Origin of the sequence: Secundilactobacillus similis DSM 23365 = JCM 2765, assembly GCF_001311075.1 — a bacterium.
Lineage (GTDB): Bacteria > Bacillota > Bacilli > Lactobacillales > Lactobacillaceae > Secundilactobacillus > Secundilactobacillus similis.
Window position 1 is genome coordinate 29519 of record NZ_BBAD01000002.1, and the last position, 17098, is coordinate 46616.

Sequence of the window (17098 nt, forward strand, 5' to 3'; positions counted from 1 at the left end):
CCAAAATTCAATTAGAGAATCCTTGGCGGTAAATTTATTAGTTAATGGTGCTTACTACATTAGAGTACAGTTACTTAAGATGTTTAGCAAGGGAAAAGCTTGGTGGTGAGTTGGGTGATGCGCGCAATCCCTACCCAATTAACGGTTATACCATCATTTAAATATAATATCGAAGTCATGGTATAAAAAAGAAGCCAACGACCAGTTCAGGCCATTAGCTTCAGGGAATTGTTCAATTTTAACGTTAAATTAGTCGTCTAAGTCAGTAACGTGAGCAGCGCCAACGTAGTGCCACCATGGGGCCTTAACGTTTTCGGTGATCACACCGCGGTTTTGAGCATCGATCATCTTACCCTTACCAACGTACAAACCAACGTGGCTGATACCCCAAACACTGCTACCGAAGAAAACCAAGTCACCCTTTTGGGCGTTCTTGTAGCTAACGTGTTCGTACTTGTTGTATTGAGCTTGGGCAGTCCGTGGTAACGTGGTTGAAGCGCCCTTCTTGTAAACGTATGACGTAAAGCCAGAGCAATCAAATGCTGAAGGACCAGTAGCACCGTAAACGTAACGCTTGCCTAATTGTTGCTTGGCAACTTTGTAGATGCTTGAGTATGAAGCATCCGTATCTGCACTTGCAGTAGTTGGTTGAACCAAGCTAGTAGTAACAGTGAACCCTAAAACTGCAATCGCAGTAGCAGCTAATTTAACAAACCAATTTTTCATATCGAACAACAATCCCCTTATTTTTCGTTGTTTTTTTAAATTTCGTTTTAATAGCTTAATCAATTGAACGAGACTAAGTGTATCAATTGTAAGTTACAAACGTGTTTCAACGGGTTGTCGATTCGGTTAACGAAATTTGCTAGATTGTAATTTTGAGGTTGTTTTTGGTTTGTGAAGTTGGTGATAAGCTTGGTATATCAAGGTTTAATGAAATATTTCAGAATTGTAACAAAATGGGGTTAATCGATGAAATAAATCGGAAAAAACCGCTCTTTTTTGAAAAAAAGAGCGGTTTCAGGTCATCAATCGAGAATTTTTGAGGTTAATTACAAGAAATATTGCGTTAAATCTTCGGTATCGATCGGATAATGCGTATAGGTCAAATGGGTGACATCGAGGACACTAATATAGTGGGTAAAGTTGTGGTTGGTAACGCCCGGTCGAACCTCTTTGCGAGGAATCACAACCTGTTTCAGGGTATCAAGGGCCTGCGTGATTGTCGTTTCACCAGTTTCAGGCGTTGGCCGGCCCAGGCAATTGATTGCTGTTCTAATGAAGCGATCGGTTGGAATTGGGCCATCGGGAAGTGGTTTTTGGTCTCGTAACCAGTCTGCAGCTGCGTCAGTAAGCCGGTCAGAGCCGAGGTAACGGGATAAGCGCGCAAGATGGTCAGGGAGTGCTGGCGTATTCGTTAAAACGTGGACGGGGTCACTTTGAAAGTGCAGCCCGAGTTCAGTGGGTTCTAGCACGGCAGTTCGGCCGGTCGCATCGGCTAGGATCCAGTGAAAGGGGTAAATCTTATTTTCGGCGTACCAAATGTGGCTCACCAACGCAACGTTAGGTAAGTCCCGTTCAACGTCCGCAATCGTTTCGTGGTTACTGAGCACCCATAAAATGAAATCTTGGGGCGTTAAGTTAATCATCTTAGGTTGTACATCATCGTAATAGTGGGTGCGGTTGGGAAAGTAGAGTTCCGCACAGCTAAGCCCAGCGGCATTTAAGCCATCGCCAAATAAATGGTGGTGATTCAGATGTCGTGCAGCTCCGATGATGTCAAATTGAGTCGTTTGTGGTTCACCAAAGAACGGTTGCCAGCGGGTACCGGCAGATAAGCGAGTCGGCGTCCAAGGATCAACGTTTGGAAAATCCATGGTCCGGGCTAAAACGGTGGTGTGATCAGTAGCGGTAAGGGTGAGACTAGTGCACATAAGGCGCGCCTCCTTTATGAATTAGTTCTATTATAGGTCCGGAAAAGATTTTAACCTAAAGACTTGTTTTTACCCGAGGCTTCCTTTAATCTTAATGGTGAATCAAATGCGGGCAAAGGGGATATCAACATGCAATCGGCTTGGAATTTAATCGGGATGGGGCTCTGGCTCCTATTAGTGGTCTATTTAGTTTGGATGGTTCACGATATGCGTGTGCGTCGCATTAAATTGATCGTTGAAGAAAAGCGGTCGTTTTCACGACAGAATTTAACGAAATCAACAATCGAGTTGGTAATTTTCTTACTAGCACTTTGGGGAATGGGCTACGCAACGTTGTTCCAAGACGTCAGCAAGCTCGATACGAATCGCGTTACGGTGGCCTACAAGTACAAGCCATTAGTGTTGGACACCAGTGCTTCGAGTCGTTCATCGTACGTGTCAGTTAAGACGGGGAACGGTCGCAAACCAGTTCAGTTCTACACCTACTACACGGCGGGTGAAAAGGACCGGGTTTCTAGCAACAGTGCGACAATTTCAGTTGGAACGCACCCAATCAACGTGGCGGCTTCCGCTTACAAGTGGGATCAAACCAAGGTTAAACAGATGGATGCGCAACACCAAAGCGCTTGGGTCGGTGTTGTTGAAACCACCTACAAGAAAACCTTCCTAAACGGCATCGGCCTACACGCCGGCCGCTTGGCCAACCGCTTCACGCTGATTCGGATTCCGGATCATTCGTTTATCAAACAAACTGCGGATGCTGATGAACAGTAACCGGTTAAGTTAAAGGCACTAACACCATTGTGATTTATCGCGATGGTGTTGGTGCCTTTTTGTTTATGCTTGTGTTTAGCGTAAGGGTTGAGTGCGATTGGGGGTGTTGGCTGTTTGTCGTCGCTTCGCTCGCCAAAGCCGCATTGAAAAGCGTTCGTTCAGGCGACAAAATTCGGCGCCACTTAAACTGTTATTTCCGGGGTTCCTGAAGTTGCAGGAAGTTGTCAACCATGCGCTTTTTGGCCACCGCGCCGAATGGTGCTGCGCGAGACTGAGAGCTGCATGCAAGGTAACATCGGTAAATCCGCCAGGCCCGGGCGCCTTCACCGATGTTACCTTGCACACCGCTCTCAACCCATCTCGCTCCGCACACTGTCGATGGACACAAACGAACCCGCACGTAGTAACCAAGGGTTACTGCATGCGGGTTCTAGTTAATCATCATCTTAAGCCCGGTTCGTTTTGTGGAGCTGGGTTGTTCAGCGATTGCGGTCAATTGCGAAGCGAAGTTAATTAGGAAATGAGCGAAGTGCTCAATTGAAATGGTTTGGGGGTCCGCAACCGCCTGGCCTCTATTATACGCAGATTACCCACGAATGTTAAGGCGAGCGATTGCCAACTTAAAAACGGTTAGGCGTAGTCGTTAGGATCGACTTGTTTAGGACCGTAGTCATCCATATCAGTATCGCGATAGTCCCACCATTCGTTTTCGTAGCCGACAAAACCGGCTTCGGTCATAGCTTGCAGCAAAATCTGGTAGTGTTTTTCTTGTTCAGGGGTTCGTGGATAGTCACGAACGGCTTTACCGGTGAAATCATCAAAGCCAGACTGCATCTCGACGTCGTTACCGTCCATGTCCGTTAGGGTCAGATCAAAGGTCACGCCTTTTTGATGAGAGTAGTTCGGATTGGGCTTGGCGACCCAGGTTGGGTCAGAGACCACTTCGAAGAGTTTGGCCTGAGCGGTGACGGGACGAAAGGCGTCCCAAACTTTGAGTCGGTAGCCTTGTTGCTTCAGTAATCCGCTCGCAACGCCCAGTTTCTTAGCGGTACCTTCGCGAGCCACCGCCGTCTTAAAATCATAAATCACCCGGCCAGTAAAGTTATCGGGGGTGGCGTACTTTAAATCAACAATAATCTCGGGATCGACACTTTGAACGTTTAAAAATCCTGCATCTGCTTCAACCATTAAGTTTGACGCTCCTTTCAAAGGGAACCTGTTGAGAAATTGGGGTCGGTACGGTCAGGAGGGGCGTGATTTTCGGCCCAATTTACCACACGTGATGACCCACTACCAATTGATGACCTCAGTATACCGTTTATGAGCTGGATTTGGAACTGGCGACGTTAGAAATTTGACGGAGGCAAAAACGTTGACAATCCGGGAAATGACGCCTGATTTAGGTGGTTGATTTAACTTGAAAACCGGCTAGCCGTGGTTAAAAATCCATGATTTGTCACGCTTATTAATGTTTACTTATCTAAATAATCAAATTTAACTAAAAAAGTTCAAACAATCTTCATAGAATGGTTAACAATTCCCGATAAACTAAAAGTGTTAAAGAATAGTAGTAAGGAGATGAGAACAATGCAAGCACCTAACAGTCAACCTAAAAAACGGTTTAAGATGCCGTCCGCGTTTACGATTTTATTTATCATTATCGCTTTGGTTGCCGTGTTGACCTGGATCATTCCGGCCGGGCAGTACGCGACCGATAAGGCTGGCAATATCATTGCCCATACGTACAAGTCAGTGTCGTCTAATCCTCAAGGTATTTGGGACATCTTCATGGCTCCGGTATACGGCATGGTTGGGAACGACCATACGGAAGGCGCCATTTCTATCTCGCTATTTATTCTCGTTATTGGTGGTTTCTTGGGTGTTGTGAATAAGACTAAGGCTCTGGACGACGGCATCGGTGCCGTGGTTCGTAAATACAAAGGTAAGGAAAAAATGCTGATTCCGATTCTGATGATCCTCTTCGCGTTAGGCGGATCAACTTACGGGATGGCAGAAGAAACAATCGCGTTTTACCCACTGTTAATTCCGGTAATGATTGGGGTGGGGTTTGACTCACTCACAGCCGTTGCCATCATCTTGGTGGGGTCGCAAATTGGGTGTCTGGCGTCAACGGTGAATCCGTTCGCAACGGGGGTGGCATCGCAAACCATGAATTTATCCATGGGCGAAGGGCTACTACCACGACTGCTGTTACTGGTGATCGCGTTGGCCGTTGGGATTTGGTACGTTTACCGCTACGCTTCTAAGATTGAAAAGGATCCAAGTAAGTCCGCTATCTACGAACAACGTCAAGAAGACTTGGATCGGTTCGCAGTGACGGATAACGAGGAAAGCGCTGGCATGACGGGTCGTCAAAAAGGCGTGTTATGGCTCTTCGGTGGCACCTTTATCCTGATGATCGTTGGGCTGATTCCTTGGAGCACGATCAACGATAAATGGACCTTCTTCGAAAGTGCAACCAAGTGGCTGACGGGGATTCCCGTACTGGGTAACCTGTTTGGGAGCGACGCAGTACCGTTGGGCGACTGGTATTTCTCAGAAATTACGATGTTGTTCCTGTTGATGGCAGTAGTGATCATGTTTGTTTATAAGATGAAGGAAACGGAATTCATCAACGCCTTTATGGGCGGGATGGCAGAATTCCTGAGCGTGGCCATTATCGTAGCGGTTGCTCGTGGGATCCAAGTAGTGATGAACGATGGGCTGATTACCGACACCGTGTTACACTGGGGCGAAATGGGGCTCAAGGGCCTGTCCGAAAGTGTCTTCATCATCATCACTTACATCTTCTACATTCCAATGTCCTTCTTGATTCCATCGACTTCCGGTTTAGCTTCGGCAACGATGGGTATCATTGGGCCAATGGGTAAGTTTGCGGGCGTTGACGGTAGCGTGGTCATCACGGCCTACCAAGCAGCGTCTGGCTGGGTGAACTTGATCACCCCAACTTCCGGCGTGGTAATGGGCGCTTGGCAATTGCCCACATCGGCATTGGTACTTGGTGGAAGTGGATCGCCAAACTGATGATCTACCTCTTCATTACAAGCTGTATCTTCCTAGGAGTTCTAGCGATCTTATAGTTGCGGTATAAAAGAGAATTGAGTACGGTGGGTCGAAGGTTGGTGAAACCCTCGGCCCTTTTGGTGAAAGACAAAGGAGGACTCGTCATGAAACTTACATCACGAAGCAACATCAAGCAGACGCAGTGAAGGCGTTGGAACGATTGGTTAAGCATCCCTCGTATTTGGCTACCGCAGCTCCCGGTGCGCCCTTTGGCGTTGGGGTTCGAGCAGCACTAGATGAAATGATGGCATTGTGTGATGAGCTGGGGTTTAAGACTTACACGGATCCGGATGGCAACTACGGTTATGCGGAAGTGGGTGAAGGTGATGACATCTTTGGCATCCTGGGCCACGTTGACGTGGTGCCCGCCGGTGATGCGGCTGATTGGGCGACTGATCCGTATCAAGCGGTGATTAAAGACGGTGTAATCCACGGCCGGGGTGTTCAAGATGATAAGGGGCCGTCAGTGGCGGCACTGTTTGCGGTGAAGGCGTTGATGGACGCTGGTGTGACGTTCAAGGAACGGGTACGGTTTATTTTCGGCACGGATGAGGAAAATCTATGGCGGGGTATCGCGGTTTACACCGAAAAGGAAGCGCAAATCACCCATGGTATCGCGCCAGATTCGGAATTTCCGGTAACTTACGCGGAAAAAGGGCTACAGCAAGCTTACCTGATTGGCCCGGGGACGAGCGACTTCAGTCTTGATCTGGACCAGCCATTTAACGCGGTGCCTGCGAAAGCGGCGTATGATGGACCGAAGTTAGCGGAAGTGACGCAAGCACTGGATGACTTCGGGTTTGCGTACGAGACGACTGATACTGGTATCGTGGTGACAGGAAAGGCGATTCATGCCATGTTGGCGCCGGAAGGGACTAACGCTGTGTTGCGGTTAGCGATGGCGTTGGACAAGGTATTTCCGGATGGGCCACTTAGTTTGATTGGGCAGTGTGTTAAGGAAGACGCAACGGGCGCCAACCTGTTGGGCGACATTTCGGATGAGGCCTCGGGGCATTTGACGATCAACCTCTCTGGCATCAAGGTTACGCCGGAAGAGACCCGGATCCAACTGGATATGCGAGTACCAGTAACGGTGAACCACAAGGCGCTGTTGACGCAATTACAAGAGGCGGTTGGCAAATACGGTCTACGCTACGAAGATTTCGACTACCTCGCACCGCTCTACGTACCACGGGATAGCGCGTTGGTTGAAACCTTGATGGGTGTCTACCAAGATGTGACTGGTGACCAGACACCGCCACAAGTATCAGGGGGTGCCACTTATGCGCGGACGATGCACCAATGTGTGGCCTTTGGCGCGATGTTGCCGGGGGTGCCGGATTATATGCATCAGGTGGATGAGCAGTGGGAATTGGCGAAGATGTATGAGGCGATGACGATTTATGCGGAGGCGGTGGCTAGGATTGTTGGAAATGTGGAGTGATGACGGTTCGCAAATGTTGAGATTGGTAAGTATTGAACGGACTGCTTAACTCGACATTAATTAAGTAGCTTATTCAATTTCGAGACTGTTATCTAGCTTAAACGCCAAATAGGCTCTCAGCTACGCCGGGTCGTGGTCCAAAAAGCAGGTCCCGTCCATATAAGCAGCGTAAAAAAGGTACGACCAAAAAACGGCCGTACCTTTTTTGCGTTACTTATATTCTGAGACCTAACCGAGTTTTAGTTCACTCTAATCCGGAAACACATCATTTAAGTAAACACCAATATCTTCAACAAATAACTTCCCAGTATATTGTTCTCCACTCGACGTCACAAACCCTTGCTTGGCATACGCAAAGGTGCTAGTGGCTGTTGCCTTAACGGTGGCGCCCTGAGGCTCACCCGTATCAGCGTTAAGCCGGATGGGACGTCAACGCTTAAAATTGGCGTGCCAGTCGCGTTCATGGCGTTGATCCAATCGGCGAATTTGCCGGTGACGGTCCGGTCTAAGCCGATCCCGAAGATGGCGTCGACAATCGTTGTGTAGCCGTCCATCGCGGTAGTGGCTGGCACAACCGGAATGTGATAGTAGGTCAGGGCGTGAAGTTGCTGGCCGGTTTCAGTAGAGGTTCGGTTGGCATCACCCGTTAACATCACGGTGACGGGCACGTGGCGGGCGTGCAATAGTCGGGCGATAGCAAGGCCATCACCACCATTGTTGCCGGTACCAGCGACAACGAGCACGTGGGTTAAATCAAAGTCGCCGTCTAAGAGACGTTGAGTTGCACCAAGCGCAGCGCGTTCCATGAGCACCATTGATGGGATGCCAATCGTTTGAATGGTATGTTGATCAGCTTCGCGAGCTTCAGCAATCGTAACGGTTTTTGACATATTGAACACTTCCTTATCTTAATCGTTATCTGAATCGTAGTGCAGAAGTTGGTGGGTGTCAAAGAAAGGGAGTGTTGCCAAAATTATGGGTGACAGAAAATGCCGTGTTTTAGCGATGTTGCTGTCGTTTGTGTCCAGCGTAAGGGTTGGGTGTGATTTGGGTGCAGGCTGTTTGTCGTCGCTTCGCTCGCCGAAGCCGCATTTAAAAGTGCTCGTTCAGACTACAAAATTCGGCGCCACTTAAACTGTTATTTCCAGGGTTCCTGAAGATGTAGGAACTTGTCAACCACGCGCTTTCTGGCCACCACGCCGAATGGTGCTGCGCGAGACTGAGAGCTGCATGCAAGGCAACATCGGTAAACCCGCCAGACCCGGCGCCTTCACCGATGTTGCCTTGCACACTGCTCTCAACCCGTCTCGCTCCGCACACTAAACAAAAAAGCCCCGGAGAATACACTCCAGAGCTTTCTTAACGCATTAAAGATCTTTTTTCATACCCTGTGACGAAATGCGATCATTTCTCAACGGGGTTTGGTGCCGGTCAGACAACACAACCTTCGAAATATCGAAGAGTTCATCGCCCAATTGGTTGATGTTGACGCCGTTTAAGTCTGATTCAAAGGAGTGCCACCAGTCGTTGAACTGCTTGAGACCGTAGTCCAAGAGCTTTTCACCCTCGGAAGTCAGCGTCAGTTCCTTGACCCGCTTATCACGTGCGGAACTCTCCTTGTTGATCAATTGTAGCTTGGTGAGATGCTTGACCATGCGCGTCATGAGCTTCATCAACTGCTAACGTGGTTGCTGCTTGCCGTTGACTGATAGGGTGGCTTTCCATGATCAACACCATCAGATACATTTCGGTAATGTTTACGGGAAGGTCGTCCTTCAATAACAACTGATTCATGTCCCGTTGTAATTGCCGGTGCAGGATGGCGTTGTAGGTTGCTAACGTCAGATAGTCATTTGCTGGTTGTTCCATAAAACTTCACCTCGATCGCCCTAAGATAGTTGACAATTAAAGTATAATCGGTTTTCGGGCGTTTGAATACCTTTAGTTAGTCAATTTTTAGGATTTTTGCAATGGCGGCGGGCATTTCGGCCGGCTGTACCGTCATATCGTGGCGAACAGGGGCGTCAAATAGCGTCGTGATTGCCTTTGGTAATGGTACGTTAATCAGGCCTTGCAGTTTTTGAACGGCGTCGAGACCGTCAACGTCTTCGTTGTGGTCTTCAATGGCCGTCAACACGGCGTTCGGGAACTTGTATGGGCTGGCGGTTGAAACAATTACCATTGGATGGGCATCGCCGGTCTTTTGCCGGTAACCGTCAGCAACGGCTTTCGCAATCGCCGTGTGAGGGTCGATAGCGAACTTGGTCTCGTCAAATACCGTGGCGATGGCCTGCTTATCATCATCACCAGAAGCAAATCCTGCTGAGAAGGTTGCGCCTAATTGCGATAAAATCTCAGGGGTCACTTGGTAGCTACCGTTGGCTTCTAGGTCGTGCATGTAAGCAGCTGTTTGGTCGGCGTTGTCGCCCGTGGCGTGGAAGATGAGCCGTTCCAAGTTGCTGGAGACCAGAATGTCCATCGATGGGGACGTGGTGGTGAAGAATGGCCGTTGCCGGTCGTATTTGCCAGTTGCGAAGAAGTCCGTTAAGACGTTGTTTTGGTTTGAGGCACAGATCAAGCGGTTGACGGGGAGGCCCAGTTGCTTAGAGTAGTAACCGGCAAGGATATCACCGAAGTTCCCGGTTGGCACACTGAAGTTGATGGTGTCGCCGTTCTTGATGGCACCTTGCTTGATCAGTTGACCGTAAGCGTAGAAGTAGTAGCCACTTGTGGTACGAGACGGCCAATGTTGATCGAATTAGCGGATGAGAACTGGTAGTCGTGGTCCGCCAGCTGTTGCATGAAGGCCTTGTCGTTGAAAATTTCCTTCACGTTGGTTTGGGCTTGGTCGAAGTTACCGTTGATGGCAACCACGTAGGTGTTTTCACCAACCTGAGTGATCATTTGTTGCTTCTGGATGGCACTAACGCCGTCGTTAGGATAGAAGACGATGATCTTAGTGCCTTCAACATCGGCAAAACCCGCCATGGCCGCTTTCCCAGTATCACCAGAGGTCGCAGTGAGAATCACGATTTCCTTGTTGAAGTTGTTCTTCTTAGCTGCCGTCGTCATCAAGTGTGGCAGAATCGAAAGCGCCAAGTCCTTGAAGGCGATGGTTGAGCCGTGGAACAGCTCCAGGTAGAAGTCGTCACCGTGGTGGCTAACGGGGGCAATTTGAGGATCATCGAATTTGTCATCATAGGCGGCGTTCACGCAAGCGCGGAGTTCGTCGTCTGTATAGTCGGTTAAAAATGCTTTGAGGACCTTGAAGGCCACGTCTTGGTAGCTCAAGTTTGGCAGTTGCGCCAAATCAAGGTCAAGTTGAGGGGCTTCGGTCGGTACGTACAGGCCGCCGTCTGGGCTCAGCCCCTGTAAGATTGCTTGAGATGCAGTGAGGGCGTTATCTTTAGCGCCGCGAGTACTCCGGTATAAGAGTGTCATGTTATCCTCCTTGGTGGGTGGTCATCAGTTATTGTAACTAGTTTAACTGATTTGATGAGGATTTGCAGTGAAGTTTCTAATTTTTCTGGGAAATTGTTGTGAGATTGGTCAGTTTTGGGTCGAAATCTGGAAATGCAAAGGTCTTGGCCGCCGTTTTCATCACCAACCGTGCTAAAATGGAAAGAAACGAAACGAGGGATTCAATTGGAAATCGACGTACCAGCAACCATGGCAGAAGTAGAACAAGCCGTCGCCGACCGCCAAGCCGCGGGCGAAACCGTTACGGTGGATGACGTGATCAAGCAAACCGTTAAGGACTCGTTGCAGGCCTACCTGGACTATTCTGAAGAGGGCCATTACGATAGCGCAAAGTGGCAAGATGCTGATTTAGCAGTATTTGACGTCACCAACGACCCCATTGCAACGGTTAAGCCGCAAGGGGAGAGCTTCGTAGCCGACTTCAAACAAAGCCCCGATGCGCTGTTCTTCTACCTCCAAGACGAAGCAATGAAGATCGCCGGCGTACGCTAAATACTTGTTTTCATACAATATTCCGCTTATTATGGGGATGTTGGGCGCCCTTAGTGTAATGGATAGCACGTGAGATTTCGGTCCTTACGATCTCGGTTCGATTCCGAGGGGGCGCATTTAGATAGTGGTAAAAGCCTCTGCAGGTGGTCTGCGGAGGCTTTTTTGAATACTTAGCAGATTTCAAAATAGCATACAATGTTCTTCTCTTCCACATGTATTAGGTGGCACCGACATTTTCTAAACTTTGCCCGAACTCATAAATGGCATAGACCATAATAATGATACATGATAAAATCAAGGATGTAGGAAAGTTAGTGACGGTTGGCGATCCCAAACAAAGGAGTTGGTGTTTATGAAACATCGTGGCACTTGTTTTTATCCCGATGGCAAGGAACGTCTTGGTGGCAGCCATCATTTGGTTGTTTTTTGTACTCATTCCATTTTTGATTGGTCTGAGACGCGCAACTCATCATTTGAGATTGTGGGTCATCGAACTGATTGGACTGACGATTGTAGTGCAAATATTAGCGATAATCATCAAAAAGACCGCACATAAACTTTTGGCGAAGTTTGCGGTCTTTTTTGACTAAATAATCAAGCCAGCCGTCATTAACGGCACTACGGCGGGTGGTGTTACAGCACCACTTGCTTACATAAGTAGTTTAGCATTTAGAACATGACATCGTCAACTAAAGCAAGATGTGAATTTGATTAATATAAAGGTGGCATTACATGGTATTTAATTTAGATTTATTAATGCAGGTAGATCAGCTAACCCACGGACTAGTCGCGGGCTTTTGGGTGCTGTTAGTAGTTGATGCAATCTTGGTTGGGTTGATCATCGTCACTCGGATGTTAACTTGGGGAATTATGCTGTTGGCTTGGCTAATTGAGCGTCACGATGACCGACGGATGAAAGAGTAGCGCTGAACGGCGGTATTAACCAGATAGCGGAAAAGCCCACTAACCTATGATTGGTAGTTAGCGGGCTTTTTCGGATTATCTCGGTATCAAACAGCGCTAACCCTCAGTCGAACTGATGCAGTAAGCGCCTCAACAGCCGTCACCGGAAAAATCTAATTTTCTCATTTAATTGCCATTAATTGTGTTATACTGTTCACATACCCAGTAAAATAAACAAAGGGTGTCACACATAATAAAGTTCATAGCAGTTCACTACATAACTAAGGGGTGTTTCATATGACCTACAAATTTTCAAAGCGCGTTCCACAATCCGACACTGATGCTGTTGGCGATATCTTAAAAGTTGCTGGTGATCCAAAAGTCATGTCGTTTGCGGGTGGCTTGCCTGCACCAGAATTGTTCCCAGTTGAACAAGTTAAGAAAGCGGCCGACAAGGTCTTAGATGAAAAGGGCCAATCAGCGTTGCAGTACGGTTCTTCACAAGGCGTGCCAGAATTACGGGACGTGATTTTAAAGCGGCTTAAGGTTGAAGGCATCGATACCGATACGGACCACGTGATGGTCGCAACCGGGTCACAACAGTCGATTGACTTAACGGGGAAGATGTTCATCGATGAGGGTAGTACCGTTATCGTTGAAGATCCGACCTACCTGACCGCGATTGACGTGTTCCGTTCATACGGTGCGCGGTTCGTTGGCGTCGACATGGACGAAGATGGGATGCGGATGGATTCGCTGGAAGAAGCCCTCAAGGCCAACCCAGATACCCGCCTCATCTACACGGTGCCAACGTTCCAAAACCCAACCGGCCGGACAATGACCTTGGCACGGCGGAAGAAGTTAGTTGAATTAGCCGAAAAATACGACGTCATGATCCTCGAAGACAACCCATACGGCGCCATTCGTTGGGAAGGTGAAAACTTACCAGCCCTGAAGTCCCTCGACAAGAGTAACCACGTCATCTACATGGGCACGATGTCGAAAATCTTCGCACCTGGCTTACGGTTAGGCTGGGTCGTTGCTGACCCCAAGTTGATCAAGAAGTACACGATGATGAAGCAGTCCGCCGACTTACATACGGACAGTTTCGCCCAGTACGTTGCCGCGGAGTATTTTGCCGAAAACGACATCAACGAACACATCGCCGCCATCACTGCACTCTACCACAAGCGTGAACAGATCATGGTGAACGCCGTTGATAAATATTTCCCAGAAGGCGTCACCCACAGTAATCCTGAAGGTGGCATGTTCCTCTGGGTCATGGTTCCCGGCGTTGAGGACTCACAAAAGTTGTTTGACGCAGCCCTCAAACGCAACGTGGCTATCGTGCCTGGTGATCCATTCTTCGGTAACCAAACGATTCCCGGGACGTTCAGAATGAACTACTCGAACACGCCGGAAGATAAGATTGAAGATGGCGTAAAGCGCTTGGCTGAAGCCATTGAGGAAGTTATGGCGGATGGTGAGAAGTAACTGTTAGTTTTAAGAATTAGTTGAATAATGCGAAAAGGTCTCGTAAGTTCTCAGATTGAGGGCCTTGCGAGACTTTTTTTGATCACTAGATTCAAGTAATTTCACTATAATAGAAAAGTTCTAAAAACGGTTAATCAATTGATTAGAGTTGTGATATTATTAATTTGTAAACGGATCGATTTAGTCAGCCACCTGGAGAATGGCTGACGGTTAGAATCGATGCGGTCACCTTTGGAGGGGGATTTTATTATGAATAAGCATGGGCGTAGTCTAGGTGAAACCAAGACTCATTTTAAAATGTATAAAAAAGGCCGTAACTGGATGGTAGCAGGGGTTGCCATGACGAGTTTCGGTCTAAGTGTGGTTGGGTTTGGAACCCAGACCGCTAAGGCGGATACGGCGACTACGGACGCTGATGCAACGGCCGTCAGCACCGCTACGACTGATAATCAGGAAGTCGCGTTAAAGACGGGGAGCACCAGTCAGGCTGAGTCGACTGGAACGGCGCAAGCAGCAACTAGTTCGACGACTGCTGCGACAAGTAAGCAAACATCAACGACGGCAGCGTCAACTACTGATGCTGTTAAGACGGTAACCGAAGCGGATGAGAGTGCATCGACAACTGTTGCTAAAGCAACGGCGAGTGATAATGCCACAACTGCTACAACGCCTGATACGACAACAGCGACAAAGTCTGGATCAACTAATAGTGAGACAGCTAAAGCGACATCAGCAACAGGGACAACTGACACTACCGCCAACACGGATAACCAAATAACAGCGACGAGCGCTTCAGTTGAAACGCCAACGTCAATTCAGGGTAGCGAAACCGTCACTAACTTAAAGACGGCTGGTGATGCTGCTTTTGAAGCGGCCAAGAAGGTTGCTAGTGAAAATTATAAGACGCTGGGAACGGCGCAGAAAATCGTGCGGATGGCGGATAGTGCGGTTTATACCCTTGCAAATGGGGATACAATGACAACTGGTGCAGACTTTACTATTAATACCACGCCGACTGGAACGGATATTGCTGATGGGACCTTTGGTACTAGTCAGTGGCAAGTATCTGATGATGGTATTTTGCATATCGGTGCGGGCGAACTGGGTACAAGCCACGCAACGTTAAGTCGTTCGAATGGTTATTATACCTGGTCAGCTAGTAATTGGACTATTTTTCAAGATGATATTAAAGCAATCGATATTGAAGAAGGGGTAACTGCATCAGTTGATGCGAGCTATTTGTTTGCATCATTAGCGCACGTCACATATATTAACGGCTTGAAGAATTTGGATACTTCGAAAACGCAGAATTTTACAAGAATGTTTGCGGGTGTTAATGATATTAGTGGTGTAGATGTAAGTACCTTTGATACCTCATCGGCCACTACTTTGTCTGGGATGTTTGCCGGTGATGGAAATCTTTACTCGGTAAACGCTAAAAACTGGGATGTCTCTAAAGTCACTGATTTTTCTTACATGTTTAGTTACACTGGGATACAATCTCTAGATCTATCAGGTTGGAATACAAGCAGTGGGCGCTCGTATGACTACATGTTTCAAGAAATGTCGAAGTTAACACAAATCACATTGGGTAGTGGCTTTACGATCACCCTAAGATGCCCACGATTGTCACCAGAGATGATAATGATCAACTGATTACACTTGCAGATTGGATTGGTCAAGGAACGGGCACGATATTAGCTCCTCAAGGCCGTGAATTTGTGAATACAACTTACAGCGGCAATGCTGCGGATGCCGATACGTACTTTCTAAACACAACTGGTAAGAAAACCTTTCTCTACAATGATACTTCCACGGGTGCAATCATTAAAACTGAAACAGTAACGGGGAAGGTCGGTTCTAGCTTAACCTATCAAGTTGCCATTCCAGATGGGTACACAGCAGTCATCGGTGATCCAACGACGTATGATGTTTGGTTTACGGTTGACGATGGTTATACCCAGTACATCAACATTGATCCAATTACGGAAGAAACGTATACCCAGACGTATAAGAGTTCAGTAACCAAAGCAGATGGTACACCTGTTGCGACCCAATCTGGGACAACAACTTATGATTTGGTAGTTGTTAAGCCTTCATTAATGGAAACGCTGACGCGTGGGCAAATTGAAGCTATCAATTCGGTGACTTATGAAAATGAAATTGCTGAAAATGCATCGATTACGGATACGATTCCAGACGGCTATGAAATTAGCGCTGTTCACGTATCCTTAACAGGACCTACTGGTGTGGTTGCGATGTACTATAATTATCAAACGCAAGATGCCACAATGACGACAACTAGCATTGATGCTAATGGTCAAAAAACGGTTTTGGATTGGGCAACGCTTTTGGACAAAGAAGGCGTGACGGTAGCTCAAAATAATAAGCAGGCATTGGATCAACTTTTGAAAGTGAATGGTAATCAAGTAACTGTCCCATTTGATAAAATGGTCGCGGGTGGTAATTTAGCCTACAGCATCGAATCCATCGCCTACACCATCTCCCCAACCGCGCAAACCCGCACCGTAAACTACATCAACAAACTCGACAACACTCAAGTCTCAAGCGACACCATCAGCGGCGTAACGGACGAGAGTGGCACCTACACTGTGACTGCGCCAGCGGGCTATGCCTTAGCACCCGGTCAAGCAACGGCGATTGCGTACACGTTGGCCGCGGATAATACGGCACCGTTTGAAGTGAGCGTCATTCCAGCAATCAGCAAGTTGCCGGATGAATCCCAGACGCCAAGTACATTAACGGTCCACTATGTTGATCAAAATGGCAAGCCGGTGTCGTCAAGTGTTGCACAGAATGGCACTATCGGCACCCCATTCACCGTGACCGCCCCAACGATTTCGGGTTACACGTTAGTTGATCCAAATCAGGCAACGGTTGATGGCACTTACGCTGGTAACGCAATGGCGTTGACGCTGGTCTACAAAGCACTTCCAGCAACCACCGGTACTGATACGACTGGCGATGACACCACTGCACCGGCGACAACGACAACCTCGACCACGCCAGCACAAGTCGTCACCACACCAACGACCGAAACAACCTCAACGTCTGAAGCTAACGCCAACGTGACGCCGGCAACGGCCGAACCAGAGGCGGTCGTGACGGATAAAAATGCGGCCCAAGCAACGACCGATAATGGTGAAAAGCCAGTTACCACAACCGATAACGGTAAGACGATTGCCTCAGTTGCAACGATTAACGTGAGTTCGGCAAATGCCGCGGCTGTATCGACGAGTTCGAAAACGACTGCCACGAAGGTGACTGCCGCTTCAGCAACCGCTAAGCTACCACAAACCAGTGAAACAACCGGTACGCTTGGCGCACTGATTGGTGCGGTCTTATTATCAGCTGCCAGTTTGCTGGGCTTTGGCATTAAGAAGCAACGGCGAAACTAAACGAAACAACCAGAACAGAAAGTCCTAACCGCAGATGGTTGGGGCTTTTTGCCGTCATTAAGATTACGCTCAGC

General features: G+C 48.1%; 14 protein-coding genes, 1 tRNA gene and 2 pseudogenes. 10 read left to right on the forward strand and 7 right to left on the reverse strand.

Translation table 11 applies throughout. From position 1 onward, the window contains the following. Positions 1-249: 249 nt before the first annotated feature. On the reverse strand, positions 250-726 hold the full coding sequence (locus tag JCM2765_RS00735; protein WP_054732567.1) for a C40 family peptidase: 477 nt from the start codon (positions 724-726) through the stop codon (positions 250-252). Between the two features lie 326 nt (positions 727-1052). Further along, a complete protein-coding gene (locus JCM2765_RS00740) occupies positions 1053-1934 on the reverse strand; it encodes a linear amide C-N hydrolase (RefSeq protein ID WP_054732571.1) in 882 nt (293 codons plus the stop codon). A 129-nt stretch (positions 1935-2063) separates the two neighbouring features. Between JCM2765_RS00740 and JCM2765_RS00745 the strand changes: the two genes are divergently transcribed. Continuing rightward, positions 2064-2708 carry an LVIS_2131 family protein gene (locus JCM2765_RS00745; RefSeq protein WP_054732573.1) on the forward strand — a complete coding sequence of 215 codons (645 nt, stop codon included), beginning with the start codon at positions 2064-2066 and terminating at the stop codon, positions 2706-2708. A gap of 630 nt (positions 2709-3338) precedes the next feature. Here the strand turns inward: JCM2765_RS00745 and JCM2765_RS00750 are convergent. Continuing rightward, the gene (locus JCM2765_RS00750) at positions 3339-3896 is read right to left on the reverse strand and encodes a M15 family metallopeptidase (protein WP_054732577.1); all 558 of its coding nucleotides are present in this window, start codon (positions 3894-3896) and stop codon (positions 3339-3341) included. A 399-nt stretch (positions 3897-4295) separates the two neighbouring features. Between JCM2765_RS00750 and JCM2765_RS00755 the strand changes: the two are divergent. Continuing rightward, positions 4296-5809 (forward strand): annotated as a pseudogene (locus JCM2765_RS00755) (YfcC family protein). 98 nt (positions 5810-5907) lie between these two features. Then, positions 5908-7236 carry a M20 family metallopeptidase gene (locus tag JCM2765_RS00760; protein ID WP_054732581.1) on the forward strand — a complete coding sequence of 443 codons (1329 nt, stop codon included), beginning with the start codon at positions 5908-5910 and terminating at the stop codon, positions 7234-7236. Between the two features lie 329 nt (positions 7237-7565). Here JCM2765_RS00760 and JCM2765_RS00765 read toward each other — a convergent pair whose 3' ends face one another. The 4 genes and pseudogenes from JCM2765_RS00765 to thrC all read right to left on the reverse strand — a co-directional run bounded on the left by JCM2765_RS00765 (position 7566) and on the right by thrC (position 10677). Further along, a complete protein-coding gene (locus JCM2765_RS00765; protein ID WP_225351908.1) occupies positions 7566-8126 on the reverse strand; it encodes an NAD(P)H-hydrate epimerase in 561 nt (186 codons plus the stop codon). Between the two features lie 477 nt (positions 8127-8603). Next, on the reverse strand, positions 8604-8900 hold the full coding sequence (locus tag JCM2765_RS17375; RefSeq protein ID WP_162231378.1) for a winged helix DNA-binding protein: 297 nt from the start codon (positions 8898-8900) through the stop codon (positions 8604-8606). Further along, entirely contained in the window at positions 8836-9105 is a 270-nt protein-coding gene (locus JCM2765_RS00775; protein WP_054732587.1) for a hypothetical protein, read from the reverse strand. The genes JCM2765_RS17375 and JCM2765_RS00775 overlap by 65 nt, the downstream gene beginning before the upstream one ends. 76 nt (positions 9106-9181) lie before the next feature. Then, positions 9182-10677 (reverse strand): annotated as a pseudogene (gene thrC, locus JCM2765_RS00780) (threonine synthase). A gap of 204 nt (positions 10678-10881) precedes the next feature. Between thrC and JCM2765_RS00785 the strand changes: the two are divergent. The 7 genes from JCM2765_RS00785 to JCM2765_RS00815 all read left to right on the forward strand — a co-directional run bounded on the left by JCM2765_RS00785 (position 10882) and on the right by JCM2765_RS00815 (position 17024). After that, positions 10882-11208: a hypothetical protein gene (locus tag JCM2765_RS00785; protein WP_054732590.1), complete on the forward strand. Its 327-nt coding sequence runs from the start codon at positions 10882-10884 to the stop codon at positions 11206-11208. A 44-nt stretch (positions 11209-11252) separates the two neighbouring features. After that, positions 11253-11324, forward strand: a tRNA-Arg gene (locus tag JCM2765_RS00790). Between the two features lie 236 nt (positions 11325-11560). Beyond that, positions 11561-11764 (forward strand): hypothetical protein, encoded by a 204-nt coding sequence (locus JCM2765_RS00795; RefSeq protein ID WP_156301628.1) that lies wholly within the window; start codon positions 11561-11563, stop codon positions 11762-11764. A gap of 176 nt (positions 11765-11940) precedes the next feature. After that, entirely contained in the window at positions 11941-12132 is a 192-nt protein-coding gene (locus JCM2765_RS00800) for a hypothetical protein (RefSeq protein WP_054732597.1), read from the forward strand. A gap of 276 nt (positions 12133-12408) precedes the next feature. Continuing rightward, the gene (locus JCM2765_RS00805) at positions 12409-13605 is read left to right on the forward strand and encodes an aminotransferase-like domain-containing protein (RefSeq protein WP_054732600.1); all 1197 of its coding nucleotides are present in this window, start codon (positions 12409-12411) and stop codon (positions 13603-13605) included. 249 nt (positions 13606-13854) lie between these two features. Continuing rightward, positions 13855-15261, forward strand: a complete 1407-nt coding sequence (locus JCM2765_RS00810; protein ID WP_054732603.1) for a BspA family leucine-rich repeat surface protein — start codon at positions 13855-13857, stop codon at positions 15259-15261. Further along, positions 15222-17024: a MucBP domain-containing protein gene (locus JCM2765_RS00815; protein WP_054732605.1), complete on the forward strand. Its 1803-nt coding sequence runs from the start codon at positions 15222-15224 to the stop codon at positions 17022-17024. Before JCM2765_RS00810 ends, JCM2765_RS00815 begins: the two co-directional genes overlap by 40 nt. The last annotated feature ends 74 nt before the right edge of the window (positions 17025-17098 follow it).

Excerpts from the sequence above, each read along its gene's own strand:
- JCM2765_RS00735 (WP_054732567.1), bottom strand. The coding sequence starts at position 726 with ATGAAAAATTGGTTTGTTAAATTAGCTGCTACTGCGATTGCAGTTTTA.
- JCM2765_RS00740 (WP_054732571.1), bottom strand. The coding sequence starts at position 1,934 with ATGTGCACTAGTCTCACCCTTACCGCTACTGATCACACCACCGTTTTA.
- JCM2765_RS00745 (WP_054732573.1), top strand. The coding sequence starts at position 2,064 with ATGCAATCGGCTTGGAATTTAATCGGGATGGGGCTCTGGCTCCTATTA.
- JCM2765_RS00750 (WP_054732577.1), bottom strand. The coding sequence starts at position 3,896 with ATGGTTGAAGCAGATGCAGGATTTTTAAACGTTCAAAGTGTCGATCCC.
- JCM2765_RS00765 (WP_225351908.1), bottom strand. The coding sequence starts at position 8,126 with ATGTCAAAAACCGTTACGATTGCTGAAGCTCGCGAAGCTGATCAACAT.
- JCM2765_RS17375 (WP_162231378.1), bottom strand. The coding sequence starts at position 8,900 with ATGACGCGCATGGTCAAGCATCTCACCAAGCTACAATTGATCAACAAG.
- JCM2765_RS00775 (WP_054732587.1), bottom strand. The coding sequence starts at position 9,105 with ATGGAACAACCAGCAAATGACTATCTGACGTTAGCAACCTACAACGCC.
- JCM2765_RS00795 (WP_156301628.1), top strand. The coding sequence starts at position 11,561 with ATGAAACATCGTGGCACTTGTTTTTATCCCGATGGCAAGGAACGTCTT.
- JCM2765_RS00800 (WP_054732597.1), top strand. The coding sequence starts at position 11,941 with ATGGTATTTAATTTAGATTTATTAATGCAGGTAGATCAGCTAACCCAC.
- JCM2765_RS00805 (WP_054732600.1), top strand. The coding sequence starts at position 12,409 with ATGACCTACAAATTTTCAAAGCGCGTTCCACAATCCGACACTGATGCT.
- JCM2765_RS00810 (WP_054732603.1), top strand. The coding sequence starts at position 13,855 with ATGAATAAGCATGGGCGTAGTCTAGGTGAAACCAAGACTCATTTTAAA.
- JCM2765_RS00815 (WP_054732605.1), top strand. The coding sequence starts at position 15,222 with ATGCCCACGATTGTCACCAGAGATGATAATGATCAACTGATTACACTT.